Consider the following 25928-nt stretch of genomic DNA (forward strand, 5'->3'; position numbering starts at 1 on the left):
GTTTACTTACGCGGCCTTTTTATTGGATGTTCTTAAGCGGGCAGGTTCTCTTGAGGCTTTAGCTTTTCCCGATTGAGATTGCTTGGGTAAACCTCATGCATGACATCGTCGATGACGTGATGGCTAAGTGTTTCGATCTCAACGATTTTGCTTGTCGCTGTGTCATCAAGATCATGAATGACAGCACCGACAATCCGGTCGCCGGGAAGTTCACGATCTATTGCATGCGCAACAAAGCCCGCTGACGGTGCCCAGACATAGCTTATTCCTGCCGCTTCACCGGACCATGCCCGATGAAGGTGGCCACTGGCATGAAGCTGCACGTGATGGCGTGCGAAAAGCTCCATCAAACGCTGGCGTGGAACAGGTGGGATGCCCCAGAGCCCGGTTTCGCCTTCATCTGGGCTGTCGATAAACAGCGGCTTGTGCGCAAAAATAGCGACAGGGCAGCCTTCGCTATGGTTGAGCTGTTGTTCGAGCCAATGGAATTGCTTTTCTTCCAGCACGGAGCCATCGCCCATAATCAGGCTGTTGAGGCCAATTAGCAGCCACTGTCCGAAATTCAGCGTCCAGTATTCGGGGCCGAAGTGGTCGCGCCAGCGTTGTAAGCGTTCGGTATTAACCGGCTGCCTGCTTGCCGGTAAATGGCCTATGTCATGATTGCCCGGCAGGCAGAGCATCGGAGCGGGAAGGTCTGCCATCAATTCACGACAGAAGATCAGATCATCTTCCACATCAGCGCCATCAACCGTGAAGTCGCCGGTATGGATAATGAGGTCTGGTTTCTGATCAGCCATCCAGTCAATAAGCGGCGACCAGTTGCCGTTGAAGTGCAGCTTGGTTGGACTGAGATGTGTGTCGGTAATCTGGATGATCCGCAAGATAGGCTCCGGCGCAGCGCGATGGGGGAGAGAGGCTGCGAATTTTAAACGGTATCTAGGAGCCTCTCATGACAGATAGGTTGCAGTTGGATGATTGTTTGATGACAGACGTCAGGTGGTCTGATTTGGTCTTCCATGTGATTTCTTGCCATTTTATGAGGCATGCATGATGGCTATGTGCCTTTCGTTTAGGCGGCTCATTAATGCAGTATGAAGAAACATGATTGGTTGGTTAATGTGCAAGCTATTGATTTTAATTGATAATATTGAATGGCGAAGCTATGCAAAAAATGCATGGCTGCATTGTGCTAAAGTTGAGTTGCAAAAACAATAATCACAAGGCATATAAGAGTCATCTCAGCGCTGCGTTTCCTCCTCCCATTTGCGCGCGCTGAGTGTTCCCCTCTGGAGGTTTGCCTCAATGGCACCTTCAAAACTCAAAGCCAGACATTTGTCTGGCTTTTTTTTTGGCTTTACGCCGGGGCATATGATTTTACGAGAAATGCAGAGACGAAAAAGGGGCCTTTCGGCCCCTTCGTCAATCTATATAGAAGTGTTTAACGCAGACTTGCGCAGAAGCGCTGAATGCGTGAGCAGGCTTCTTCAAGCAGTTCGTCCGAAGTCGCATAGGAAATGCGGAAGTTTGGTCCGAGGCCGAAAGCCGAACCGTGAACAACGGCAACGCCTTCTGCTTCAAGCAGTTCGGTTACGAAGTCTTCGTCAGACTCAATCACCTTGCCAGCTTCTGTCTTCTTGCCGATCAGTCCAGCGCATGACGGATAGACGTAGAACGCGCCTTCAGGTGTCGGGCAATGAATGCCGGTTGCCTGATTGAGCATGGATACGACCAGATCGCGACGTGCCTGGAAGATTTCCTTGTTCTTCGGAATAAAGTCCTGCGTGCCGTTCAATGCTTCAACAGCCGCCCACTGAGCGATGGAGCAAGCGCCGGAGGTCTGTTGACCCTGCACCATGTCCATAGCCTTGATGAGTTGCAGCGGACCTGCTGCGTAACCAATACGCCAGCCGGTCATCGCATAGGCTTTTGAAACGCCGTTCATGGTGAGCGTGCGGTCATAAAGCGAAGGCTCAACCTGTGCCGGCGTCGTGAAGACGAAATCGCCATAAACGAGATGTTCATACATGTCGTCGGTGAGAATCCAGACCTGCGGATGACGCACGAGAACGTCGGTCAGTGCCTTCAGTTCGGATTCTGTGTATGCCGAGCCGGTTGGGTTCGATGGCGAGTTGAAGATCAGCCACTTGGTCTTTGGTGTAATCGCGTTTTCGAGATCCGCAGCGGTCAGCTTGAAGTTGTCTTCGATCTTCGTGTTAACGAAAACCGGCGTGCCGCCGTTGATCGCAACCATTTCTGGATAGCTTACCCAGTATGGTGCAGGGACGATCACTTCATCGCCTGGGTTCAGGGTTGCCATGAAGGCATTGAACAGGATCTGCTTGCCGCCTGTGCCGACGATGACCTGTTCTGGCTTATAATCGAGACCGTTTTCGCGCTTGAACTTAGCAACGATGGCCTGACGCAGCTCAGGAATGCCAGCAACTGGGGTATACTTTGTTTCGCCGCGATTGATCGCGTCGATAGCAGCCTGCTTGATATTGTCTGGTGTATCGAAATCGGGTTCACCCGCTCCGAGACCAATCACGTCCTTGCCCTTGGCTTTCAGTTCACGTGCTTTCTGGCTGACCGCGATGGTCGCAGATGGTTTTACACGAGAAAGGGCGTCGGCGAGAAATGCCATGATAGATCTCCATAGATGGCAGGATCAGATAACCGGCACCGGGCGTGGTCCGGTCTTGCGGGCTTTCTATGTCGCATTGGCGCACGAATCGCAACAAAAGCTTTGCAGTTTCGCAACAAATTCCGTGGTCTCGCGCAATTGTGTTGCTTAAAAGTTCTGATCCATCAGTGATCCGCGCATATTCGTTCAACGAAACTGATTGGACAGGGTGTAGCCGGATCGACATGTTATAGCGGTACAGGAGAAGCAGATGCTCACGATCTACTCACAGCCAGATTCTGGAAATTGTTATAAGCCACGGCTTTTGCTTGCGAAAATCGGCAAGCCGTTTAAGCACGTCACTGTTTCGGCGCTTGATGGTTCAACCCGAACGCCGGAATATCTGGCCAAAAATCCAAACGGCAAGGTTCCGTTGCTCGAACTCGAAGACGGGCGGTTCATAGCCGAATCAAATGCTATTCTTCTCCATCTCGCAGAAGGCACAGCCTATCTGCCCAAAGATGCTTACGAGCGAGCACTTGTCTATCAGTGGCTGTTCTTCGAGCAATATAGCCATGAGCCATATGTTGCGGTGCGTCGTGCTTTGATGGTTTATCCAGAGCGCGCAAGTGATGCGACGCCTGAACGATTGGCATCTACGCTTGAGGGTGGCGACAAGGCGCTCAGCGTGATGGAAACGCAGCTCAAGAAAACGCCATTTCTGGCAGGGGATGCGTTAAGCATCGCGGATATTGCGCTTTATGCTTATACGCATGAGGCCCATCGCGGTGGCTTTAATATGGACCAATATCCGGCTGTTCAGGCATGGCTTGCGCGCGTTGCTGCTGACGAGGGACATGTGACCATGGATTGGTTGCCGTGAGCAATGTTTTATAACCCATGGCGTTGTCGGATCGAAGCGGGATCAGAAATCAGTCCGGTGGACTGATTTTCCCGCGAAGGCGGTTCCCACTTTTTCGTGACATGCTCGGGACAAAGAAAAGGCGGGGTATTACCCCGCCTTCATTTATTTAAACGCATGTCTTGATCTCAAAACCGATTACCACTTTTGGGAGACATGCTTTAGCCTATTCGGCGAAACTTAAGCTGCGACGAGGTTGTCAGCAGACGAGCGGCCCGAACGACGGTCTTCTACGATTTCGAACGAAACCTTCTGACCTTCATCAAGCGTGGTCAGACCAGCGCGCTGAACGGCAGAGATGTGAACGAAAATGTCTGTGTTGCCCTGATCAGGCTGAATGAAGCCGAAGCCCTTGGTTGTGTTAAACCACTTAACTGTTCCCGTAGCCATGGGAAATTCCTTTGTAACATTAGTAGTCGATAGTCCGTATGCTTCGCACACGTCCCTGTGGATCGAAATTATGGACAGGAGATCGTCAGGAAGCACGGCAGGCCGGGCGGGTCGCAAAGTCACTTGACCGAAAAATCGATAGAGAAACTATATGCGACAAATTTGACCAACACAAGATAGGCTTTGCACTCTCTGGCGGCCTATTTTCGTAATAGTTTTTCTCATGTCGTCGGCCCAATTAGGAGGGACGTCTATGAAGAGAGTTTTGGCGGTAATGCGATTTTCCGAAGGTTTTAGAGCTTCCCGATTGCCCTCGCATGAAAGTTACATGATATCTGCGCTCAAGAACGCGCGAGCTGTTGAAAACGACGGGGTTCCGTCTGGTTTTGGTCACTATATTTCGCCAGTAATAGCGGTAACGTGAAATCGTACATACGATGAGGAAAGACTTGGTATCCGAAGTTAAGCAGGATGAGCCGCAAGGCGCTGATCGTCTTCTCACGAAGCCGCAAGGTGAAGTGCTGTCGGACGGTAACGATCTTTTCTCGCAGTCGCGCATGATGATGAGCGCATTCTGGGTGTCACCGGTGCGTAATCAGCTTATTGCTCTGGGAACCGGCATATTTGCGCTGATCGTTCTGATTGCAGTTGGGCAGGTCGCTATCAATCGCTGGAATGTGCCTTTTTACAATGCGTTGTCCGATCGTAATCTGAGTGCTTTCTTCCACCAGTTGCTGATCTTTTTTGCCATTGCAGGCACGGTTCTCATTCTCAATGTGTCGCAGACTTGGCTGAACCAAATGTTCAAGCTGAAATTGCGTGATGGGCTGGCACGCGATCTCGTTGGTCAATGGTTGCAGCCGGGGCGGGCGTTTCGTCTGGCGAAAGCGGGCGAAATTGGTATCAATCCCGATCAGCGCTTGCAGGAAGATGCGCGGCACCTTGCGGAAACAACCAGCGACCTCGGCATCAACCTGCTGCAATCGACGGTCATTCTTGTAAGCTTCGTCGGTGTGCTGTGGTCGCTTTCGAGCGGCTTTGTCTTCCATGTCTGGGGCTATAGTTTTTCTATTCCCGGTTACATGGTTTGGGCGGCTGTGTTTTACGCAGGCTCCGCTTCGCTGCTATCCTGGTTTGTGGGGCGTAGCCTTGTCAATCACAATGCAGATCGCTATGCGCGAGAGGCCGATTTTCGTTTTTCGCTAATGCGCGTGAACGAGCATATTGACGCGGTGACGCTGGCGCGTGGTGAGGCCGATGAGCGTCGCAGACTGGACCGTGATCTTGATGCGGTGCTGCTTGCTATCAAACGCATCGTCATTGCGACCACAAATCTCACATGGGTTACGGCAGGCTATGGCTGGTTTACCATCGTTGCGCCCATTCTCGTCGCAGCCCCGGTTTATTTCTCCGGTGGTCTGACATTTGGCGGTCTGATGATGGCGGTCGGTGCTTTCACGCAGGTGCATAATTCGCTGCGCTGGTTTGTCGATAATTTTGGTGCGATTGCCGATTGGCGTGCAACGCTGCTGCGTGTCGCGAGCTTCCGGCAGGCGATTTTGCGTATGGATGAAATTGGCCATCTTGATCGACAAATTACCGTTGAGACCAATACGGAGGAGCAATTGACGATTGACAATCTGTCGATTGCAGCGCCGGACGGTTGTCTCAATCTGGTTGAGAAAAATGTGGTCATTAATCCCGGTGAGCGTCTACTCGTAACGGGTGCCACAGAATCTGAGCGCAGTATGCTTTTCCGTGCACTCGGTGGGTTATGGCCATGGGGCAGTGGGCGGATTGGATTGCCTGCGGGCGACCGCGTGGTGTTCATTCCCCATGCGCCGTATATCCCGCCCGGTAATCTGCATGATGCGGTTGTCTATCCACTCAACGCTACCGACTTTTCAAAAAATCAGGTCGCTGAAGTTTTGAGACTAGCCGGGCTTGAGCGACTTGTGCCGCAAATTGACCGTGTTGTGCGCTGGGACCGGACGCTAACAGCTGACGAGCAACAAAGCCTAGCACTGGCGCGGTTGGTGCTGCAAAATCCGAGCTGGATTGTGATTGATGGGACGCTGGATGGGATGGATGAAGATGCGCGAAAGCGTGCCTATACCATTCTGGAAGGGCCGCTGAAAGCTGCGTCCGTAATCCATATCGGTAAGGGATTAGGCCATAACGGCTTGTTTCCGACCAAGCTTCATCTTGAGATCGACTTGAACGCCACGCCACTGCGCTTGCCGCATCAATCCTAAGTAAGAGCTTAAAAATAAAAAGGCCGCAGATTTTCATCTGCGGCCTTTGTTAATTGCTCATATACAGCTTATGCGCGGAAGTAATCCTGAAGCGGACGAACTTCCATTGAACCAGCCTTGAGTGCTGCAATGGCTTCTGCCGCAGCTTCTGCACCCGCCATGGTGGTGTAGTAAGGCAGTTTCTGCATCAGTGTTGCACGACGGATCGACTTGCTATCCGAAACAGCGCTCGCACTGTCGGTCGTGTTGAAGACCAGGTGGATCTGACGATTGCGGATCGCATCTTCAACATGCGGACGACCTTCGATCACCTTGTTGATCTTAACTGCTTCCACGCCATTGGCTTCGAGGAATTGCTGTGTTCCACCAGTCGCCATGACCTTGAAACCAATGCTTGCCAGCTTGCGGACTGGACCGAGTACGCGTTCCTTGTCTTCGTCACGAACCGAGACAAATACCGTGCCTTCACGCGGAAGCTCTACGCCTGCGCCAAGCTGCGCCTTGGCGAAAGCCAGTGCATAGTCGTAGTCGAGGCCCATGACTTCGCCGGTCGAGCGCATTTCCGGTCCGAGCAACGTGTCGACGCCGGGGAAGCGTGCAAACGGGAATACGGCTTCCTTAACCGCGATGTGCGGGCGCGCATTTGGCTGTGGCTTGCCACCATAGGCATTAATCGCTTCTTCAAGGCTTTCGCCAGCCATGATGCGGGCTGCAACCTTGGCAATTGGTGTACCAACGGTTTTTGCGACGAATGGAACGGTACGCGATGCGCGTGGGTTGACTTCAAGAATGAAGATTTCATCATCTTTGATGGCGAACTGCACGTTCATCAAGCCACCGACATTAAGCGCCTTTGCAAGCAATGCTGTCTGGCGTTCAAGTTCGGCAACGATTGTCGGCGAAAGCGTGTGCACTGGCAGCGAGCAGGCACTGTCGCCGGAGTGAATGCCAGCTTCTTCGATATGCTCCATGATGCCGGACACATAGCTGTCTTTGCCATCGCAAAGGCAATCGACGTCCACTTCGATGGCCTGTGTTAGATAGGTATCGAACAGAAGCGGGTTTTTGCCGAGAAGCGTGTTGATCTGGCCGGTCTTATCGTTTGGATACTTCGCCTTGATGTCTTCTGGCACCAGTTCAGGAACAGTGTCGAGCAGATAGGTCTGCAAGCCGCGCTCATCATGAATGATCTGCATAGCTCGACCACCCAGAACATAAGACGGACGCACAACCAGCGGGAAGCCGAGGTCAGCAACAATCAGGCGAGCCTGTTCAACCGAATAGGCAATGCCGTTCTTTGGCTGGTTTAGGCCGAGCTTGATCAGCAGCTTCTGGAAACGGTCGCGATCTTCTGCAAGATCAATTGCATCTGGCGAGGTACCCAGGATCGGAATACCAGCCTTTTCGAGTGCCGTCGCAAGTTTCAACGGTGTCTGACCGCCGAACTGGACGATGACGCCGTGCAATGTTCCTTTTTCCTGCTCAACGCGCAGGATTTCCAGCACGTCTTCGGCAGTCAGTGGCTCAAAGTAGAGACGATCTGATGTGTCATAATCCGTGGAAACTGTTTCCGGATTACAGTTGATCATGATGGCTTCATAATCGGCATCATTGAGTGCGAAAGCTGCATGGCAGCAGCAGTAATCGAATTCGATGCCCTGACCGATACGGTTTGGACCGCCGCCGAGAATGACAACCTTTTTGCGATCCGAAACTTCTGCTTCCGAACGCGGCTGACCAACGAAAGGCGTTTCATAAGTCGAGTACATGTAGGCCGTTGGCGATGCAAACTCTGCCGCGCAAGTGTCGATGCGCTTGTAAACCGGATGCACATCCAGCTCGTTACGCAGCTTTGCAACATCTTCGGCATCCTTGCCGATCAGGCTTGCAAGGCGCGCATCAGAGAAGCCCATGGCTTTAAGCATACGCAGATTTTCTGCATCTTTTGGCAGACCATGTTCACGGACGCGGGCTTCCGTCAGAACGATCTCTTCCATCTGTTCAAGGAACCAAGGATCGATCTTCGATACGTCGTGAATCTGTTCGGTGGTCAGGCCAAGGCGCATTGCCTGTGCAACCATACGCAGACGGTCTGGCGTTGGTGTGCCGATGGCCGCACGGATCGCGTTCTTTTCGTCGCCTTCTTCAATGTTCGGAATGGCGATTTCATCAAGACCGGTGAGGCCGGTTTCAAGACCACGCAGTGCTTTCTGCAAGCTTTCCTGAAAAGTACGGCCAATGGCCATCACTTCGCCGACCGACTTCATAGCGGTGGTCAGGATTGGTGAAGAGCCGGGGAATTTTTCAAAGGCAAAGCGAGGGATTTTGGTGACGACATAGTCAATCGATGGTTCGAACGATGCAGGTGTTGCGCCGCCGGTGATGTCGTTGTCGAGTTCATCCAGTGTGTAGCCGACTGCAAGCTTGGCTGCGACCTTGGCAATCGGGAAGCCGGTTGCCTTCGACGCAAGAGCCGACGAACGCGATACACGCGGGTTCATTTCGATTACGATCATACGGCCATTCGCCGGGTTGATCGCGAACTGAACGTTTGAGCCGCCGGTTTCAACGCCGATCTCGCGCAATACTGCAATCGAAGCGTTACGCATGATCTGGTATTCTTTGTCGGTGAGCGTAAGCGCTGGGGCTACTGTAATACTGTCGCCTGTGTGAACGCCCATTGGATCGAGGTTTTCGATCGAGCATATGATAATGCAGTTATCCGCTTTGTCGCGGACCACTTCCATTTCATATTCTTTCCAGCCAAGAACCGATTCTTCGATCAGCACTTCGGTGGTTGGCGACGCATCAAGACCACGCTCGATGATCTCGAAGAATTCCTGACGGTTATAGGCAATGCCGCCGCCGGTGCCCCCAAGCGTAAAGCTTGGGCGGATGATTGCTGGAAGACCAACGAAATCCATCGCCTGTGCAGCCTTGGCAAGCGCATGGCTCATATAGCGCTGCTTGCGTTCGACTTCGCCGAGCTGCCATTCGGTTTCGAGCTTGTCGAGCGCCTTGTCGAGGTCGTCGCCCGTGTGTTGCGACTTTACTTCGTTGCGCTTGGCTTCGTGACGCTTGCGGTCTTCGTCTTTAATTTCGGTGGCATTGGCCAGCATGGAATTCGGCGTATCAAGACCAATCTTTTCCATGGCTTCGCGGAAAAGCGCGCGGTCTTCTGCTTTGTCGATGGCTTCTGCGTGTGCACCAATCATTTCAACATTGTAACGCTCAAGAACGCCCATGCGGCGGAGCGACAATGCAGTGTTAAGAGCGGTCTGTCCGCCCATTGTTGGCAGCAGCGCGTCAGGGCGTTCCTTGGCAATGATCTTAGCAACGACTTCAGGTGTAATCGGCTCGATGTATGTCGCATCTGCCAGATCCGGGTCGGTCATGATTGTGGCCGGATTGGAGTTGACGAGGATGATGCGATAGCCTTCCTCTTTCAGCGCCTTACAAGCCTGCGTGCCGGAGTAATCGAACTCACAAGCCTGACCGATGACAATTGGGCCCGCGCCGATGATCAGGATTGACTTGATATCTGTACGTTTCGGCATGGGGGCATCCTATCTTCGGTTTTAGCCTGCCAGAAAAGCCCGCACGGATTTCCGGCGGGTTGGCAGAAGTATATTCTTTGGGCTAAGTGGGCCTTATAGGCAATGATGAGCCAAAGCGGAACCCCACAAATGCCCTTATTTCAAAGAAAATGCGGGCATTCACCAAAACTTATGGGCAAGCTTGGTTGTAATACCGGTTTGTAGACGCATTTGTTGCAGATGCGTCTTTGTTTGTGATTCATGCGCATTTACTTTTTATGTTGCTGTACCAACTGTTTGTGCGACAATTGTAAGCGTTAGTTTGGTGCCGCTGTTCACAGGTGGCACGGTGAAGGGGAGTTGGTCCATGCGTTGGCAAGGCCGTAGACAAAGCGATAATGTCGAAGACGTTCGTGGACAACAGAGCGGAGGCGGAGGCTTTCGCGGCGGCGGCATGGGCGGTGGCCCCGGTTTTCGCATCATGCGCGGCGGCGGTATTTCCGGTATTCTCATTCTGGTTGTGATGTTCTTTGCGCTGCGTGCTTTTGGTATTGATCCAATGCCGTTCCTGTTTGGTGACGGCAGCATCAACCCGACCCAGACTTCGCAGCAAAGCACTGGTGGCAAGGTTGCCAATGACGAGGCGACGCAGTTCGCACGCACTATTCTGGCGGAAACCGAAGATACTTGGAGCGGCATTTTTCAGTCGCGTGGACAAACCTATGCTCCGCCGACAATGGTTATTTTCTCTGACGGTGTGCGTTCTGCTTGTGGCATGGCATCGTCTGCTTCAGGACCATTCTACTGCCCCGGCGATAAAAAGCTTTATATTGACCTGGCATTCTTCAATGAGCTTGCAACCAAGTTTGGCGCATCGGGTGACTTCGCCAATGCTTACGTGATTGCGCATGAAGTCGGACACCATGTGCAAAACCTGCTTGGGATCCTGCCGCGCTTTAATCAGATGCGTCAGCAGATGAACGAGGCGCAGGCCAATCAGATGTCGGTGCGTGTTGAGCTGCAGGCAGACTGCTTTGCGGGTGTCTGGGGTTATTACACTGACCAGAAGGGCATTCTGGAAGCTGGCGATCTTGAAGAAGCGATCAATGCCGCGCATCAGATTGGTGATGATACGCTGCAAAAGCGCTCTCAGGGTTATGTGGTGCCGGAGAGCTTCAATCATGGCACGTCGGCGCAACGCGCTAAATGGTTCCAGCGTGGGTTTGACAGCGGAAAGATCGATTCCTGCGATACATTCAGCGGGGATATTTGATCGCTAATAAATATGGACAAAGAAAAAGCCGGGATTTTATCCCGGCTTTTTTGTTTCTAGCTTTATGCAGCTTCTTCGCGTTCAGGCAGAAGGGCTTCGCCCTTGTTTTCGCGGATCAGATTGATGAACCGGCGGAACAGATAGTGGCTGTCCTGTGGGCCGGGCGAAGCTTCTGGGTGGTGCTGCACGGAGAAGACAGGTTTACCAATAACGCGAAGGCCGCAATTGGTGCCATCAAAAAGCGACACATGGGTTTCTTCGACATGTTCAGGCAGGCTGTCGGAATCAACCGCAAAGCCATGGTTCATGGAGACGATTTCAACCTTGCCGGTGGTGTAATCCTTGACCGGATGGTTTGCGCCATGATGGCCCTGATGCATCTTTTCGGTCTTTGCACCGAGTGCCAAAGCAAGCATCTGGTGGCCGAGGCAGATACCGAAAACAGGTAATTCGCTATCAACCAGCTTCTGAATTGTTGGCACGGCATATGCACCTGTCGCAGCCGGATCGCCAGGACCGTTCGACAAGAAAATACCATCTGGGTTATAGGCCAGCACGTCTTCTGCCGTGGCCGTTGCAGGCAGGACGGTAACTTTTGCGCCGAGGCCTGAAAGCAGACGCAGAATGTTACGCTTCACGCCAAAATCAAGTGCGACAACGTGATATTGCGCATCGGTCTGTGCGCCAAAGCTATCTTCGAGGGTCCATGGGGTTTGGTCCCAAGTCTGGCTCTGGCCAATGGTGACATCTTTCGCAAGATCGAGATTTTCAAGACCGCTCCAGTTAGCAGCACGCGCTTTCAGGGCATCAATGTCGAACTTGCCTTCCGGGTCGTGCGCGATGACAGCGTTCTGCGCTCCCCGCTCGCGAATGAGAGAGGTGAGGGCGCGTGTATCGATACCCGTCAATGCTATAACGCCACGGTTCTTCAGCCATGCATCAAGGTGTTCTGAGGCGCGGAAATTGGACGGGTTTGTAATGTCTGCCTTGAAGATCGCGCCGACAGCACCGTGACGGTTGGCTGGTGTCAGGTCTTCAATGTCTTCTGGGTTTGCGCCGACATTGCCAATATGCGGGAAGGTAAAAGTGACGATCTGGCCTGCATAGGAAGGGTCGGTCAGGATTTCTTCATAGCCGGTGAGGGCAGTGTTGAAGACGACTTCCGCTTCAATTGCGCCGGTTGCGCCAACGCCCTGACCTTCGATGACGGTGCCGTCTGCCAGCACGAGAACGGCGGTTCGCTTGGCAATTGTCCAGGGTGCTGTCTTCGATGGGGCTTCGGTCATGGCGTGCACTCCTGCGTGGTTTCGCGCTGCCGTCTGGCGCGCGTTTGCGGTTTATCAGTCATGCGGCATGTATCCGAGTTTCAGCCACTCAAGGCTGAGCAACTTGAAAACCGGTGTTTTCGGGGCCATATATGCGCCAAAACGCAGCGGGGATTAAACTTCCCGCCGTGAGCACATGCCGATGTCCTGCTAAGCTTTGAGAAATAGAGAAACTTGTACGCCGGGTCAATCGCCTGAATGCAAGCTTTTCGGGAAATGTTGGATTTAAGCGTGTGATTGCTTATGCCCCCGCTTTTAGAATAGAAGCGGGTTTAATTGAACAGTTTACAGATTTTAGGAGAACCATATGCTGCGCCAAGAGATTTCTGATGCAATGACCGCCGCTATGAAGGCGCAGGATAAGCTTCGCTTGTCCACACTGCGTCTGATCATGGCTGCGGTCAAGGATCGCGATATTGCCAATCGCGGTGCGGGAAAAGATCCCGTTGGCGACGAAGAATTGCTTGGCATTTTGGGAAAGATGGTCAAGCAGCGCGAAGAGTCTGCTCGCATCTATGAAGAAGGCAATCGCATTGAATTGGCGGAAGGCGAGCGCGCTGAAATTGTCATTATCAGTGACTTTCTGCCGGTTCAGATGAGCGATGACGAAGCCAAAGCGGCTTGTGAAGCTGTCATTGCTGATATTGGCGCGAGCGGTTTGCGCGATATGGGCAAGGTCATGGCAGCGCTGAAAGAACGCTATGCCGGACAGATGGATTTCACGAAAGCAAGCGCTCTCGTGAAAACGCTCCTTCAGTAAACCGCTTGGGATGGCCCATGAGTGGGCCGTCCCTAACGTGACATGCGTAATGTATTTTGATTGCTGCGCATGATGTGTGTTTCGAGCATATTATATTGCCGGAAATATCTTCTTGAAGCATTCTGGTTGTTCACGGCTCTCAGAACAGTTGGTTTCTGTGATGTTGCACATATAAAAATGGGATGAACGGCCATGGAAACAAATCAACTTCATCGTGGTCGGCTCATCGACCATATTCAGCTTGTCGTACGCGACTTAAAGGCCAGTGAGGATTTCTATACGGCTGTTCTGGCTGTACTGGATATTCCCATCAATGCGACATCTGACGGTTACTTCTGGGCCGATGAACTTGTTGTCTCCTCGGCAGACAGTCCGGCGGCGCTTGGCGTCTTAACCGGGCGGCATCACTTGGCGTTTCAGGCAAAAGATCGCGCGACCGTGGATGCCTTTTATCGTGCCGCACTCGATAATGGTGGACAGGATAATGGTGCCCCCGGCGAGCGTCCTTATCATCCTGATTATTATGCGGCCTTTGTTCTTGATCCCGATGGCAATAATATTGAGGCCGTATTCCATGGCGAGGCACAGCGTAGCGCACCTTCAGTCGTGATCGATTTCTAGCGCAACCGCATCATTCATTGGTCAGGTAAAATTATGTTTTGTGCGTTCAGAAAGGCGGTAACCTTTCTGAACGTTTTTTATGAACTTTGCTTGATTGTTTTCAAGCGGGTGGTGCCGAGCAATCCTTGTTCTTCAAGGACTGGATAGGCCATTGATGCCAGCAGTGAATTGATCTGCTTAAGATCGCGGATTGTATCGAGATGGATCGTACTGGTCTCGATACTGCGTGTTGAACCATCGCGAAGGCGCGAGAAGTGGTGCATGCTCGTCTGTTTTTCCAGATCGCGTAGATTGTCCTTTTCCTGCACGAGCTGGCGTGCCGTGTGTCCGTCACGCGAAACAATCACGTTAAAGGCCATATGCGCATTGGCAAGCACCATGGCGTGGAAATGGCTTAGTTCCTTCCAGCCTTCCTCGGTAAATTCGAGATTGTGATCCATTTTTTTCTGCACATGCGCGAGCATGTTGCGAACGATGATATCGCCAACCTGTTCAAGTTTCACACAAGCGCCCATCAATTCCTGCATGCGCAGTGCTTCAAACTCATCGAGGTTTTTGCTGGCAAGCCTGGTTAGATAAAGCTTGATGGCGGCATGTTTCTTATCCACGCGGTCATCGAGTGCCGCGAGTTCGTGGATGCGCGCCTGATCGGGCTTTTCATAGAGGTCGATAATGCGGCGCAACATGACTTCAATCGTGTCGCAGACACCAACAACTTCACGCGTCGCATTCGCCAGTGCTTGTGACGGCCGGTCGAGGACGGCGTTATCCAGCGCACTATATTCTTCGACTTCAAGCGGTTGCGTTGGGGCATTTTTATCAGTGTTGAGATGCACCAATGCTTCCGTTGCACGCAGAACCAGTCCTGAGAGTGGAATGCCAGCGAGCATGATGATGACGTTGAAGAGAATATGCGCGTTGACCACCTGCGAGACGGGGTCGCCACCCAAGAAAGCAATCGAGGGTTTGAATGTCTCAAACAGGATGAGCATGACAAGTGAGCCTGCGCCACGCATCAACAGATTGCCGAGCGGCACGACACGCGTTTCTGGCGGTGCCTGACGGGTGAGAATTGGTGCGATGATCGACGAGCCGAGATTGACACCCAGCACCATAACCACGGCCAGTTCGGGTGTGATCAATCCACGCGAAGCAAATGTGGTGAGCAGAATGACGGCGGCAATGCTTGAGTGAAACAGCCATGTCATCAAGGCAGCCAGAAGATAAGCTGTAACCGGATCGCTTGAAAGATAATCGACGATGACTGGCAGGAGCTCGCTTTGGCGGAGCGGTTCAGTCGCATGACCTGTCATTTCCAGAGACATGATAAGCAGGCCGATACCGACCAGAATGCGCCCGATCTGTCGCCAGTCGCGGCGTTCCGTCGTCATAAAAATGACGGTGCCCGATACAAGGCAGAGCGGCACCAGAATAGTCAGATCATAGCTCAAAATTTTGACGACAAGTGCTGAGCCAAGCTCACCACCGCGCACAGCCATAAGGCCTGCGACGCCACCGACAATGCCTGATCCGACAAAGGAGCCGACCAGAAGCGTTACAGCCGTCGAGCTTTGCAGCGCGATTGCAAGCGCAAGACCAAAGGCGATGGAGAGCAGCGGGTTTTGCATCTGGTTGCGCAAACGACGGCGCAGACGATCACCATAGGCACGCTCCACACCCGTTCGCACCATGCGTGTCGCCCAAAGAAGGAGAGCAACAGCACCAGCAAGATGCAAAAGGACCAGAGAACCGTTCACGGGAACTCCTTTCAGTTTGGAGGCGGGGGAACAACTATTTCAGTTAAGTCTACGCAACAAAAAGAGAAAAAATATGTTCCGGCTAATCATATAATTAAGAGAATATGGGCCTGAAGTCCCTTAAAATCAAGCCGGGCTACTGACATGTGAAAGTTATATGACAGTTTTGTGACAAAACAGCATGTCCAAATGGCTGCTTGGAGCATGTGATTAACGGGGAGCGTTTGGCGCGGGCGATGGACTGCGTGTGCGCGCGAGCCTATATAGTCTTTAAACCGTAGAGTTTGCTGACCCGAAAGAGACACTTGTAATGCGTTTTCCGCCTTCATTCCTTGATGAGATCAGAGATCGCGTGCCGATCTCGACGCTGATCGGAACGCGCGTTTCTTTTGACCGTAAGAAAAGCAACACCTCGAAAGGTGACTTCTGGGGCTGTTGTCCGTTTCATGGCGAGAAGTCGCCAAGCTTCCACTGCGAAGATCGCAAGGGCCGTTACCATTGCTTTGGTTGCGGCGTTACCGGCGATCACTTCAAGTTTTTGACCGAACTGGAAGGTGCAAGCTTTCCTGAAGCCGTACAACGCGTTGCCGATATGGCAGGCGTGCCGATGCCTGAGCGCGATCCTGAAATGGAAAAGCGCGAGGCGCAACGTGCGACGCTATTCGATGTGATGGAACTTGCGGCGCAGTTTTTTGAAGGCCAGTTGCAGGTTGCAGCCGGTGCGAAAGCGCGTGCCTATTTGCGCGACCGTGGGCTTTCGAGTGCTACTCAACAAGCATTTCGCATTGGCTATGCGCCTGAATCACGCAATGCGTTGAAAGAGTTTTTGGCGTCTAAAGGCGTTGCAAAAGATCAGATTGAGGCCTGTGGTCTTGTAGTGCACGGCGAAGGCATTGCCGTTTCCTATGATCGCTTCCGCGACCGCATCATGTTTCCGATTGAGGATTTGCGCGGACGTATCATTGCCTTTGGTGGCCGTGCGCTTTCCGCCGATGCGCCTGCGAAATATCTGAACTCCCCAGAGACCGAACTCTTTCACAAAGGCCGCATCCTTTATAACGGTTTGCGCGCGCGAAAAGCTTGTCAGCCACAGGGCGGTGAAGAGGCAAAGCCAATCATCGCGGTTGAAGGCTACATGGATGTGATTGCGCTTGCGCAGGCTGGCATCCACCAGGCCGTCGCTCCACTGGGCACTGCATTGACCGAAGAGCAGCTTGAATTACTGTGGCGCATCAGCCCTGAGCCGATCCTGTGTTTTGATGGTGACGGTGCAGGTGTGCGTGCAGCGCATCGTGCGGCTGATCTTGGGCTTCCGACTTTGCAGCCGGGAAAGTCACTTCGCTTTGCAATGCTGCCGGAAGGACAAGACCCGGACGATCTGGTCAAGGCGGAAGGTCCGTCGGCGTTCTATGCTGTGTTGCGGGATGCAAAGCCGCTGGTCGATATGGTCTGGACGCGGGAAACGGCATCAGGTGTTTTTGATACGCCGGAGCGTCGTGCCGAGCTCGAAGCCCGGTTGCGCGAAATCACCAATCGTATCGCGAATGAGGACATTCGGCGTCATTATAGCCAGGAAATGCGTGACAGAGCGCAGGCATTTTTTGGCCAAAGGCGGCAGAGCAATGGTGGCAGTTCGTTCAATCGCGACAAAGGCAAGGGACGTGGGCCGCAGCAGCAAGGTCGTGGCGGCGCTGCCTTTGGTGGGCGTATGGCATTTTCAGACAGCCTGACGCGTTCGAACATGGTCAAAGGCCGCAATGCACCAGCGCGTGAAACGGCAATCGTTTTGATGTTGCTTAATCACCCACGTCTTATCGAAGAAGATTTCGAGGCGATGTCGACGCTCGATTTTGAACACGACGCTTTGAGGGTACTGCATTTCGCCATGCTTGATGTTTTGGCATCCGATCATGTTCAGGACGGCTTTGCCATGCGCAAGGCGCTGGTCGCAGCCGGTCATGGTGAACTGATTGAAACACTGGAAGCCATGGTCCGTCGTACACGCGAATGGACCGCGATGGCACAGGCCGCAGAAGATGATGTGCGCGAAGCTTTAAAACAGGCGCTTCACTTGCATCAGCGCGCGCGCACCCTACATAGGGAACTGCGCGCCGTCGAAGCATCGCTTGATACGGATGAAACAGGCGAAGTTTTTGCTCGGCTTATCGACATTCAAAAGCAGATTGCGCAGGCAGAGGCCACCGAAGCTCTTATTGATGGTTTCGGACTTTCGTCGGGACGTGCCCCCAGTGCTTCGTAATTCGAAACGGGCGAATCACTTTCGAACGCCAGAGTTTCGAGTTTGCATTTCAAACCTGCTGGGAATGCCGTTTATAGAAAGTATCATTGCGTAAAAGCCCAGAGAATGGGCCGCGACAATAAATGATTCGCTTTTTAGACCCGAATCAGGTGAGTCGCTCTTGACGTGCGGCACAAATGACGGAATCACGACAGTTCGAGCAAGGATTTAAAGAACTGATATTGATCAATATTCCCTGAGTGGATCTCTGAAATCATCCTGAGTGGGCAAGAATTAAAGAGCGGGCAGGGCCTTCAAGGCGACCAGTGTTCCCGGATCAACCCACAGGATTTTAGAACCAACAGGGCTCGTTAATAACCGCAGGGTTAATTCGGCATTAACGTGAAATCAGCTATTCGCAGAATCAACAGTTAAACGGCGCTCTCGCAAAACCGTTTGGCCACTCTATATATCTTAGAAGCGACTGGTGTCGCCTGGAGACGAGCAATATGGCAACGAAGGCTAAGGAAAACGAAGAAGCCGAAGTCGAGCGCGAAGGTGCGACCGACGGGCCGCTTCTCGACCTTTCTGACGATGCTGTCAAGAAGATGATCAAGGTTGCGAAGAAGCGCGGCTACGTCACAATGGACGAGCTGAACGCTGTGCTTCCTTCCGAAGAAGTGACATCTGAGCAGATCGAAGATACGATGGCTATGCTGTCGGATATGGGCATCAATGTTGTTGAAGACGATGAGCAGGAAGCTGATCGTGACGAAAACAGCAGTGATGACGAGCAGGAAGAAGGCGGCGAACTGGCTGAAACCAGTGGCACCGCCGTTGCTGCCACCACCACCAAGAAAGAGCCGACCGACCGCACCGACGATCCTGTCCGAATGTATCTGCGTGAAATGGGAACGGTTGAGCTTCTGTCGCGCGAAGGCGAAATTGCCATCGCAAAGCGCATTGAAGCGGGTCGTGAAACGATGATCGCTGGGCTTTGTGAAAGCCCGCTGACATTCCAGGCGATTATCATCTGGCGCGAACAGCTCAATGAATCCAACATTCTGCTGCGTGAAATCATCGATCTTGAAACCACTTATGCTGGCCCAGAAGCCAAGCAGGCGCCGATTGTTGAGCGCGTGGAAGAAGAAAAGCCACGTGACGACAAGGCTCCGCGCCGTTCGCGTGACGATGATGACATCACCAATGTAGGTGGTGACGTTTCTTCGGAAGAAGAGGAAGAAGACGAGGACGAAGCCAACCTGTCGCTGGCGGCTATGGAAGCCGAATTGCGCCCACAGGTTATGGAAACGCTCGATCTGATCGCCGATACTTACCGCAAGCTTCGCAAGTTGCAGGACCAACAGGTTGAAAGCCGCCTGCTTGCTTCGGCTGATCTGTCGTCGAGCCAGGAACGTCGTTACAAGGAACTGAAAGATCAGCTGATTAAAGCGGTTAAGTCGCTTTCGCTGAACCAGAATCGTATCGAGCAGCTCGTTGAACAGCTTTATGACATCAATAAGCGTCTCGTTCAGAACGAAGGCAAGTTGCTACGTCTGGCTGAATCCTTTGGTGTTCGTCGCGAGGAGTTCCTGAAAGAATATCAGGGCCATGAACTTGATCCGAACTGGGTAGAACGCGTCAGTGTTCTCTCGGCTCGTGGCTGGAAAGATTTCGCTGCAAAAGAAGAACGCGCGATTGATCGTCTGCGTTCTGAAATTCAGATGCTGGCCACTGAAACCGCGATTTCGATTGGTGAATTCCGCCGTATCGTCAATCAGGTTCAGAAGGGCGAACGCGAAGCAACCATCGCCAAGAAGGAAATGGTGGAAGCCAACCTTCGTCTCGTTATTTCGATTGCCAAGAAGTACACCAATCGTGGCCTTCAGTTCCTTGATCTTATTCAGGAAGGCAATATCGGTCTGATGAAGGCGGTTGATAAGTTTGAATATCGCCGTGGTTACAAGTTCTCGACCTATGCGACATGGTGGATCCGTCAGGCAATCACCCGCTCGATTGCTGATCAGGCGCGCACCATTCGTATTCCGGTGCACATGATTGAAACGATCAACAAGATCGTTCGTACATCGCGCCAGATGCTGCATGAAATTGGTCGTGAACCGACGCCGGAAGAATTGGCTGAAAAGCTGGCCATGCCGCTTGAAAAAGTGCGCAAAGTTCTGAAAATTGCCAAGGAGCCGATTTCGCTTGAAACGCCAGTGGGTGATGAAGAAGATTCACATCTTGGCGACTTCATCGAAGACAAGAATGCGCTGCTTCCAATCGATGCTGCCATTCAGGCCAATCTTCGTGACACGACCACCCGTGTTCTGGCATCGCTGACGCCACGTGAAGAACGCGTGCTGCGTATGCGTTTCGGTATTGGCATGAACACTGACCACACGCTTGAAGAAGTCGGTCAGCAGTTCTCGGTTACGCGTGAACGTATTCGTCAGATTGAAGCGAAAGCACTGCGCAAGCTCAAGCATCCGAGCCGTTCGCGCAAGCTGCGTTCGTTCCTCGACAGCTAAGACCTTTTCGCCCGATGCCAGACATGGTTTCGGGCGATTTTATGAGGACGCATTCCGCACAGTACGAAACGGCTTTCGGGATACGCGTCAAAACAAAGACTTAGAGCGCTGGTCTTATAGAGTCAGATCGAAACGCGCTCGAAAGAGAGGGAGCGTTATGTCTTTTTTGAAACGCCTTTTTGGCGGTGGTTCAGCAGAAGAAACGCCAGCAGCACCAAAAGAAGCCGGACGCCTTGAGCACAAAGACTTCCTGATTGTTGCAACGCCTTATAGTGAAGGCGGCCAGTATCAGGTGTGTGGTGTGATCTCCAAGACCATTGATGGCGAACTGAAAGAGCATCGATTTGTGCGTGCGGATCGTTGCCCGGGCATTGAAGATGCTGCAAGCATTTCGCTCAACAAGGGTCGCCAGATTATCGATGAGCAGGGTGAAACGATTTTTCGATAATCAGTTTTGCTAGTTTTGAAAAAAGCCGCGCATGAATAATGCGCGGTTTTATTTGTTATTAGTGCGGATGGCAGACGAAGCTGACCATCTTGCGGACCATTGGCAGGATAGCCAGCAGGACCGGGAACGCGATGGCCCATGAGAGCGCCCACGAAGTCATCCAGCTATAAGCGAGATCTGGATGCGTAAAGCCGAGGCTTTTTGCGGTTGCGATCAATGAGACAACGAATGTCATCATGATTGAAAGAATAAGCGGCATCACAACAGATGCATAACGCGCTGGCAGTTTTCTGCGGCGTGAACCGTTCAACTGAGACATGTGTATTCCTGAATATTATGCGGGGAACGCGCAACGAAACATCAAAGCGAATAGCCGTTCCCGGCAGAATTGATGCGTTGCTTAACGTAAGACGCTTACGATCATAAGGATGATGCGCGTTATGTATCGCAGCATGGCTTTTGTTTCAATAGCGAAGGGCGGCGATTTGCCCACGCTATTCAAGGCAAAACCGCTACGCACTTTTGCTGCAAATGCTCTATATGCAGCCCCATGGATAAGAAACCTTTCTGGCAGACCAAATCTCTTGAAGAACTCAACCGACAGGAATGGGAAAGCCTGTGCGATGGGTGTGGTCAATGCTGCCTGCATAAATTGCTCGATGACGATACCGAGGAAGTCTATTGGACGACGGTTGCCTGTACGCTGCTGGACAAGGATAGCTGCAAGTGCAGCGATTATCCCAACCGCCGCAAGACGGTGCCTGACTGCGTGTTTCTGACGCCTGAGATTGTTTATGAGGTTAATTGGCTGCCTGCGACCTGTGCATATCGTCTCGTTGCGGAAGGTGCTGATCTTTACTGGTGGCATCCGCTAGTGTCGGGCTCTCCGGACACGATCTACGAAGCAGGCGTCTCTATCCGCGGAAAAGTAACAGCCTTTGATCATGAGCTGGCCGATGAAGAAGAGTATATCCAGCACATGGTTCCGCTGGACTGAACCGCGTCTGCTGCACATTAATTAAGTTTAATATTGAAGTCTGTAAGCACCTGTTCACGCACGGAGTGTGAATAAGCCATTGCTTTATATGAATTATATTCGTCGTGTCGCGCGCGATTGTTTTGTGATGCTTATGAAACTGAACGCGATATGAACGGTGGCTTGGCTTTCCGTTCATCTTTCATGGACTACTTATTAAGCGTCTCAGGTGAGCATCACCTGATAAAAGTTTGAAAGGGTTTCAAGATGTCCGCAATTTCGTTCAAGTCGCTTGTTGTTACTGCTGCAATTGGTCTTGCTGCCGTCTTCTCAGCGGGTGCATCTGCAAATGCTGCATCGCCTTCTTCCGCTCCAGCGTTTAGCACGTCGGCGCATTCGCCTTTGATCAAGATTGATCATCGTGGCAATCGTCATCATGGCCGCCCCGCTTATCGTGGCCCTGCGTGCTCGGTTGAAAATGCCAAGATGAAAGCGCATCGTATGGGCATTCGTAGTGCTCGTGTTGCGTATCGTGGAAAGTCGGTTCAGGTGCGCGGCATCCGTCATGGTCGCCCAACCGGCGTTGTCTTTGCCAATGCACGCGGTTGCCCAATCATCCGCTAACGGTCGCCTAATATGAACAAAAGCCAGCCTGAATTTCAGGCTGGCTTTTTTGTTTGAAGACGGAAAAGAAGAGGAGGGCGCTAGTATGGCGAACCCGAAATTCGTATCACCTAGAAGCAGCTCTCGAAGCGAATTTCGGGTTCGAAGCCATACTAGTAAGCTTTTGAATCTAGTGTGGTCTACGGATTTGAAGTTCCTAAACGTGAATGCAACACCAATGATAGGAACTTCAAATCCACCACACTAGAGCGCCCTTTCTTTATTCTTTGATTTCGAAGACGACGTTGACCGAAACGTTGTAGCTGTTTTCGCCAGCTGCAACTGGAACTGAGTCTTCAGGCGCTGCTGCTGCCATCATCTTGGCCTGGCGTGCGATTGGCATCGGCATATATCCACGGCTCTGTTCGTTGATTTCAACGACGCGACCAAGGCCAACACCTGCGGCATCGGCAAGGGTCTTCGCCTTGGCAATAGCATCAGCGACGGCGCGCTTGCGTGCTTCGTTGATTGTCGATGCTGGATCGTCGTTTACAAAGGTCAGATCGCCGCCTTGATTGACGCCGAGCGTCACGGATTCATCGAGAACATTGCCAACCTTGGCCAGATCGCGCACGCGGACTGTCAGGCTGTTCGAAACGCTATAGCCGCTGATCTTTGGCTCTTTCAGGCCATTCTTGTCGTCTGGGTAAACATAACGTGGCTGAATATTGATGCCGCTTGTCTGGAGATCACGCTCTTCAACACCAGCCATTTTCATCGCATCGAGAACTTTGGCCATCGCTTCATTGTTTGCGGTCATTGCTTCGCGTGCAGTTTCTGCATCACGTAAAACAGTGAGGTTCAGAATAGCCATGTCTGGTGCAGAGTTCATCTTGCCTTCGCCGGTAACGGCGATGCGTGCGGGCTGCTTCGTCATCTGATTCTCCTGCGCTTTGGCTGGCAGTGCAAGTATGCCTGCAAGCATGATTGCCGAAATGGAGGTGGCAAGAAGAGTAGTAGCGCGGTTTTTCATGAGATCTCCTGTAGAGAATGTTGAGGCAGCTTTTACAAAGCATTCTTTGCTATAGTGCTATTTCTGCTTTGTTGCTCGTGTATTTAAGTTTCCTCTAAAGCAAAACGCCACATTATCTGATCTGAAATGCAGTTGAATTGCAATCAACTGTTTCAAATGAGATCAATTGTGACTTGAGTTGCATGAATGGCAATCGAATATGTGCGTATTAGGGCAACTTGTGTAATTGACAGCTTGTGTCCCATGTTTCTTTAAGGTAGTTGCAGTGTTGTGTGGGCCTGTAGCTCAATTGGTCAGAGCCGGCGGCTCATAACCGCTTGGTTGGGGGTTCGAGTCCCTCCGGGCCCACCAATGACTTTTTTATCCAATAAAATCAATGACTTAGCAGGCAAATGTGGGTCCCGCTCGCGGAATTTGTTGGCGTATTTGTTGGCATCAAATCGGTGGTTTTGAGTGATGCCAACAAAGCTCCAGTTTCTCTAAGCGATTCAATTCATTAAAGAATCTGTTGTGAAACTAATATTAAGAGTCCCACCCGTTGTGGGTTCGAGTCCTTCCTACCCAGGGCAGCGCCGAAAATTGTTGGCACCGGCCGCGCACCCCAAGTGATGGTTGAACGACAGATATTCAACGATTAGTTGAATAGGCTACTTGTGGTGTAGTAGAATCGAATCGACATCTTTTCTGGTAATCACTCACATGCCCATCAAGCACATCGTCTCCTTCAGTGGCGGCGCCGCTTCATTTGTTGCCGCGCACTTGGCCGTAGAAAAATACGGCAGAGAAAACGTTCTCCTGGTGTTTTGCGACACGCTAATTGAAGACCCGGATCTCTATCGTTTTATCGAAGAGGGTTCACGCGCACTTGGGTGCGAACTTCTTAGGCTGGCGGATGGCCGTGATCCGTGGGAGGTCTTCCGAGACGTTCGGTATCAGGGCAACACGCGAACGGCCCACTGTACGGTCGAGCTAAAAGGTAAGACCTTCGCTCGGTGGTTAGCAGCAACCTATCAGCCGAGTGAGTGCGTATTGCATTTCGGTTTTGATTGGTACGAGGAGCACCGTCTCAAGGAAGCGAGGAAAAATTGGGACCCGTATCTGTGCGAAGCATTGCTTTGCGCGCCGCCGTATTTGAGCAAGGCCCAAGTCCACCAGATTATCGACGACTATGACATCGAACTTCCGAGGCTCTACGGAATGGGGTTCGTCCATAACAACTGCGGAGGGTTCTGTGTGAAGGCGGGGCAGTCCCACTTCGCCAACCTGCTAGAAAAATTGCCGGAGGTCTACACTCGCCACGAAAAGGAACAGGAACGGCTAATGGAGGCTGTACCCACGGTCAGGCCATTCCTGCGGATCGTCCGCAACAAAGTCACCCATTACCTCACCCTTAAACAGTATCGCGAGCATCTGGAGCGCGGCGGCGAATTCGATCCGTCGGAGATAGGCGGCTGTGGCTGCTTTTCGGACGCCAGTTGTTCTGTCCAGAGTATCATAGCAACAGATAGGCCACCGGAGTGGGAGAGTGACTGGGATACCTGGCGAGCGTTCATTTTGAGCTGATCGTCCACAGAAGTCCCATAGCAGCCCAAAATGTGTTGGCATCAGCGTTGGCATCACCCGACCTTTCTACCTAGAAAATCTAGTTAAATCAATTAGTTAAAGCCCGTGTTCATGTTCCTCCGAGCCCACCATTTTCTCTTAAACAAATTTACCAAATATCCTGCGATAAACCTTTGTGCTTTAGCCGCATCGCCTATGGAATTTGCGCGTTCAACAAGTTTTTAGGAGTTTGTTAAAGAAATAGTAACGTAATGAAACAATTTTTCATGTCACGTGAATTTAATTTAGGAGGTCTCAGGCAATGACTAGAAAAACAACCGCTGTTGCGTTGGCGCTTGCAGGGTTGGTGGCGAGTTCTCTCGCGGCTTCGGCTAAGACAAGCCATATCGGCGAATTCAGGGATTGGGGTGTCTATCAGAACACGCAATTGCCCGGAAACAAATGCTACGCATTGACTGTGCCGTCGAGCTTCCTTCCGGCAGGAGTGCAGCATGGTGACAATTTCATAATTATTTCCAAGTCTGGCGGAAGCTATAGCCCGCAGCTTGTTATGGGCTATCAATTGAAAGCAGATAGCCGCGTCAACGTTATGGTTGACGGCGCGCAATTCCCCTTCTTTAGCGAAGGCAACCGCGCATGGGCACAGAATGTTGGTGATGAGGCTCGTATTTTAAGTGCTATGCGGTCGGGCAAATCGGTCAATGTCCAAGCCACTTCTGCACGCGGTACGCAGACCCGTTACACTTTCTCACTGATGGGATTGTCTGCTTCGCTTCAGCGCGTTGATCGCTGCTAAGCGCATATAAAAAATGAAGCCCTGCCAAAGGCGGGGCTTCATTGTTAAATAGGTACTACGGCTTCTAAGAAAGCCATTGCTGGTGCTTGTACCAGTCATCAATATCAGACTTCGCACGATCCTTGGCGATGCCGTAGCGCTCCTGAATCTTGCCTTCCAGCTGCTCACGGCGACCATTAATCTGATCAAGGTCATCATCAGTGAGTTTGCCCCACTGTTCCTTGACCTTGCCTTTAGCCTGCTTCCAATTGCCTTCTACGCGATTCCAGTCCATTGGATT

Annotated in this window: 21 protein-coding genes, 1 tRNA gene and 1 pseudogene; 13 read left to right on the top strand and 10 right to left on the bottom strand. The window is 52.0% G+C overall.

Features of this window, described 5'->3' with window-relative positions:
- Positions 1 to 32 precede the first annotated feature (32 nt).
- From WH356_RS13450 to WH356_RS13460, 3 genes and pseudogenes are all read right to left on the bottom strand, one after another.
- Positions 33 to 881 carry a metallophosphoesterase family protein gene (locus WH356_RS13450; RefSeq protein ID WP_339511581.1) on the bottom strand — a complete coding sequence of 283 codons (849 nt, stop codon included), beginning with the start codon at positions 879 to 881 and terminating at the stop codon, positions 33 to 35.
- Positions 882 to 1233: 352 nt separating this feature from the next.
- A pseudogene (locus tag WH356_RS13455) lies at positions 1234 to 1423 on the bottom strand (hypothetical protein).
- A 15-nt stretch (positions 1424 to 1438) separates the two neighbouring features.
- Entirely contained in the window at positions 1439 to 2641 is a 1203-nt protein-coding gene (locus WH356_RS13460) for a pyridoxal phosphate-dependent aminotransferase (RefSeq protein WP_339511583.1), read from the bottom strand.
- Positions 2642 to 2891: 250 nt separating this feature from the next.
- Here WH356_RS13460 and WH356_RS13465 point away from each other — a divergent pair, with 250 nt between their 5' ends.
- Positions 2892 to 3503 carry a glutathione S-transferase family protein gene (locus WH356_RS13465; protein WP_339511585.1) on the top strand — a complete coding sequence of 204 codons (612 nt, stop codon included), beginning with the start codon at positions 2892 to 2894 and terminating at the stop codon, positions 3501 to 3503.
- A gap of 219 nt (positions 3504 to 3722) precedes the next feature.
- Here the strand turns inward: WH356_RS13465 and WH356_RS13470 are convergent, their stop codons facing one another.
- Positions 3723 to 3932, bottom strand: a complete 210-nt coding sequence (locus WH356_RS13470; RefSeq protein WP_339511587.1) for a cold-shock protein — start codon at positions 3930 to 3932, stop codon at positions 3723 to 3725.
- Between the two features lie 518 nt (positions 3933 to 4450).
- Here WH356_RS13470 and WH356_RS13475 point away from each other — a divergent pair.
- A complete protein-coding gene (locus tag WH356_RS13475) occupies positions 4451 to 6187 on the top strand; it encodes an ABC transporter ATP-binding protein/permease (RefSeq protein WP_445253671.1) in 1737 nt (578 codons plus the stop codon).
- A gap of 68 nt (positions 6188 to 6255) precedes the next feature.
- Here WH356_RS13475 and carB read toward each other — a convergent pair whose 3' ends face one another.
- Positions 6256 to 9744, bottom strand: a complete 3489-nt coding sequence (gene carB, locus WH356_RS13480; RefSeq protein ID WP_339511591.1) for a carbamoyl-phosphate synthase large subunit — start codon at positions 9742 to 9744, stop codon at positions 6256 to 6258.
- Positions 9745 to 10090: 346 nt separating this feature from the next.
- On the opposite strand from carB, the gene ypfJ reads away from it, so the two are divergent.
- Positions 10091 to 10996 (top strand): KPN_02809 family neutral zinc metallopeptidase, encoded by a 906-nt coding sequence (ypfJ, locus tag WH356_RS13485; RefSeq protein WP_339511593.1) that lies wholly within the window; start codon positions 10091 to 10093, stop codon positions 10994 to 10996.
- Between the two features lie 62 nt (positions 10997 to 11058).
- Here ypfJ and carA read toward each other — a convergent pair whose 3' ends face one another.
- Complete coding sequence (gene carA / locus WH356_RS13490) at positions 11059 to 12282, bottom strand: glutamine-hydrolyzing carbamoyl-phosphate synthase small subunit (RefSeq protein WP_339511595.1); 1224 nt, start codon at positions 12280 to 12282, stop codon at positions 11059 to 11061.
- 346 nt (positions 12283 to 12628) lie between these two features.
- Between carA and WH356_RS13495 the strand changes: the two genes are divergently transcribed.
- Both WH356_RS13495 and WH356_RS13500 read left to right on the top strand, forming a co-directional pair.
- Positions 12629 to 13081 carry a GatB/YqeY domain-containing protein gene (locus tag WH356_RS13495; protein WP_339511597.1) on the top strand — a complete coding sequence of 151 codons (453 nt, stop codon included), beginning with the start codon at positions 12629 to 12631 and terminating at the stop codon, positions 13079 to 13081.
- A 192-nt stretch (positions 13082 to 13273) separates the two neighbouring features.
- Entirely contained in the window at positions 13274 to 13702 is a 429-nt protein-coding gene (locus WH356_RS13500) for a VOC family protein (protein ID WP_339511599.1), read from the top strand.
- A 77-nt stretch (positions 13703 to 13779) separates the two neighbouring features.
- On the opposite strand, the gene WH356_RS13505 is transcribed toward WH356_RS13500, so the two are convergent.
- Positions 13780 to 15459: a Na/Pi cotransporter family protein gene (locus WH356_RS13505; protein WP_339511601.1), complete on the bottom strand. Its 1680-nt coding sequence runs from the start codon at positions 15457 to 15459 to the stop codon at positions 13780 to 13782.
- A gap of 310 nt (positions 15460 to 15769) precedes the next feature.
- Between WH356_RS13505 and dnaG the strand changes: the two genes are divergently transcribed.
- From dnaG to WH356_RS13520, 3 genes are all read left to right on the top strand, one after another.
- A complete protein-coding gene (gene dnaG, locus WH356_RS13510; RefSeq protein ID WP_339511603.1) occupies positions 15770 to 17719 on the top strand; it encodes a DNA primase in 1950 nt (649 codons plus the stop codon).
- A 488-nt stretch (positions 17720 to 18207) separates the two neighbouring features.
- Entirely contained in the window at positions 18208 to 20229 is a 2022-nt protein-coding gene (rpoD, locus tag WH356_RS13515; protein ID WP_339511605.1) for an RNA polymerase sigma factor RpoD, read from the top strand.
- Between the two features lie 157 nt (positions 20230 to 20386).
- Positions 20387 to 20677 (top strand): HlyU family transcriptional regulator, encoded by a 291-nt coding sequence (locus tag WH356_RS13520; RefSeq protein ID WP_339511607.1) that lies wholly within the window; start codon positions 20387 to 20389, stop codon positions 20675 to 20677.
- A 58-nt stretch (positions 20678 to 20735) separates the two neighbouring features.
- Here the strand turns inward: WH356_RS13520 and WH356_RS13525 are convergent, their stop codons facing one another.
- Complete coding sequence (locus WH356_RS13525; protein ID WP_250038813.1) at positions 20736 to 20996, bottom strand: DUF2798 domain-containing protein; 261 nt, start codon at positions 20994 to 20996, stop codon at positions 20736 to 20738.
- A gap of 231 nt (positions 20997 to 21227) precedes the next feature.
- On the opposite strand from WH356_RS13525, the gene WH356_RS13530 reads away from it, so the two are divergent.
- Both WH356_RS13530 and WH356_RS13535 read left to right on the top strand, forming a co-directional pair.
- Positions 21228 to 21674, top strand: coding sequence for a YcgN family cysteine cluster protein (locus WH356_RS13530; RefSeq protein ID WP_339511610.1), 447 nt, complete (start codon positions 21228 to 21230; stop codon positions 21672 to 21674).
- 246 nt (positions 21675 to 21920) lie between these two features.
- Entirely contained in the window at positions 21921 to 22277 is a 357-nt protein-coding gene (locus WH356_RS13535) for an antifreeze protein (protein ID WP_339511612.1), read from the top strand.
- Between the two features lie 259 nt (positions 22278 to 22536).
- On the opposite strand, the gene WH356_RS13540 is transcribed toward WH356_RS13535, so the two are convergent.
- On the bottom strand, positions 22537 to 23289 hold the full coding sequence (locus WH356_RS13540; RefSeq protein WP_339511614.1) for an SIMPL domain-containing protein: 753 nt from the start codon (positions 23287 to 23289) through the stop codon (positions 22537 to 22539).
- 274 nt (positions 23290 to 23563) lie between these two features.
- On the opposite strand from WH356_RS13540, the gene WH356_RS13545 reads away from it, so the two are divergent.
- From WH356_RS13545 to WH356_RS13555, 3 genes are all read left to right on the top strand, one after another.
- A tRNA-Ile gene (locus WH356_RS13545) sits at positions 23564 to 23640 on the top strand.
- Positions 23641 to 23988: 348 nt separating this feature from the next.
- On the top strand, positions 23989 to 24852 hold the full coding sequence (locus WH356_RS13550) for a phosphoadenosine phosphosulfate reductase domain-containing protein (protein WP_339511616.1): 864 nt from the start codon (positions 23989 to 23991) through the stop codon (positions 24850 to 24852).
- 301 nt (positions 24853 to 25153) lie between these two features.
- Complete coding sequence (locus WH356_RS13555) at positions 25154 to 25648, top strand: invasion associated locus B family protein (protein ID WP_339511618.1); 495 nt, start codon at positions 25154 to 25156, stop codon at positions 25646 to 25648.
- A 64-nt stretch (positions 25649 to 25712) separates the two neighbouring features.
- Here the strand turns inward: WH356_RS13555 and WH356_RS13560 are convergent, their stop codons facing one another.
- Positions 25713 to 25922 carry a CsbD family protein gene (locus tag WH356_RS13560; protein WP_339511619.1) on the bottom strand — a complete coding sequence of 70 codons (210 nt, stop codon included), beginning with the start codon at positions 25920 to 25922 and terminating at the stop codon, positions 25713 to 25715.
- Positions 25923 to 25928: the final 6 nt, after the last annotated feature.

This window comes from Ochrobactrum sp. MYb379, assembly GCF_037479515.1.
Taxonomy (GTDB): Bacteria; Pseudomonadota; Alphaproteobacteria; order Rhizobiales; family Rhizobiaceae; genus Brucella.

Bases quoted from the DNA above. Each gene is read 5' to 3' on its own strand.
- WH356_RS13530 (WP_339511610.1), top strand. From the start codon at position 21,228: ATGGATAAGAAACCTTTCTGGCAGACCAAATCTCTTGAAGAACTCAAC.
- WH356_RS13460 (WP_339511583.1), bottom strand. From the start codon at position 2,641: ATGGCATTTCTCGCCGACGCCCTTTCTCGTGTAAAACCATCTGCGACC.
- WH356_RS13495 (WP_339511597.1), top strand. From the start codon at position 12,629: ATGCTGCGCCAAGAGATTTCTGATGCAATGACCGCCGCTATGAAGGCG.
- WH356_RS13560 (WP_339511619.1), bottom strand. From the start codon at position 25,922: ATGGACTGGAATCGCGTAGAAGGCAATTGGAAGCAGGCTAAAGGCAAG.
- ypfJ (WP_339511593.1), top strand. From the start codon at position 10,091: ATGCGTTGGCAAGGCCGTAGACAAAGCGATAATGTCGAAGACGTTCGT.
- WH356_RS13500 (WP_339511599.1), top strand. From the start codon at position 13,274: ATGGAAACAAATCAACTTCATCGTGGTCGGCTCATCGACCATATTCAG.
- WH356_RS13555 (WP_339511618.1), top strand. From the start codon at position 25,154: ATGACTAGAAAAACAACCGCTGTTGCGTTGGCGCTTGCAGGGTTGGTG.
- dnaG (WP_339511603.1), top strand. From the start codon at position 15,770: ATGCGTTTTCCGCCTTCATTCCTTGATGAGATCAGAGATCGCGTGCCG.
- WH356_RS13540 (WP_339511614.1), bottom strand. From the start codon at position 23,289: ATGAAAAACCGCGCTACTACTCTTCTTGCCACCTCCATTTCGGCAATC.
- WH356_RS13470 (WP_339511587.1), bottom strand. From the start codon at position 3,932: ATGGCTACGGGAACAGTTAAGTGGTTTAACACAACCAAGGGCTTCGGC.
- WH356_RS13520 (WP_339511607.1), top strand. From the start codon at position 20,387: ATGTCTTTTTTGAAACGCCTTTTTGGCGGTGGTTCAGCAGAAGAAACG.
- WH356_RS13525 (WP_250038813.1), bottom strand. From the start codon at position 20,996: ATGTCTCAGTTGAACGGTTCACGCCGCAGAAAACTGCCAGCGCGTTAT.
- rpoD (WP_339511605.1), top strand. From the start codon at position 18,208: ATGGCAACGAAGGCTAAGGAAAACGAAGAAGCCGAAGTCGAGCGCGAA.
- carA (WP_339511595.1), bottom strand. From the start codon at position 12,282: ATGACCGAAGCCCCATCGAAGACAGCACCCTGGACAATTGCCAAGCGA.
- WH356_RS13550 (WP_339511616.1), top strand. From the start codon at position 23,989: ATGCCCATCAAGCACATCGTCTCCTTCAGTGGCGGCGCCGCTTCATTT.
- WH356_RS13465 (WP_339511585.1), top strand. From the start codon at position 2,892: ATGCTCACGATCTACTCACAGCCAGATTCTGGAAATTGTTATAAGCCA.
- WH356_RS13535 (WP_339511612.1), top strand. From the start codon at position 21,921: ATGTCCGCAATTTCGTTCAAGTCGCTTGTTGTTACTGCTGCAATTGGT.
- carB (WP_339511591.1), bottom strand. From the start codon at position 9,744: ATGCCGAAACGTACAGATATCAAGTCAATCCTGATCATCGGCGCGGGC.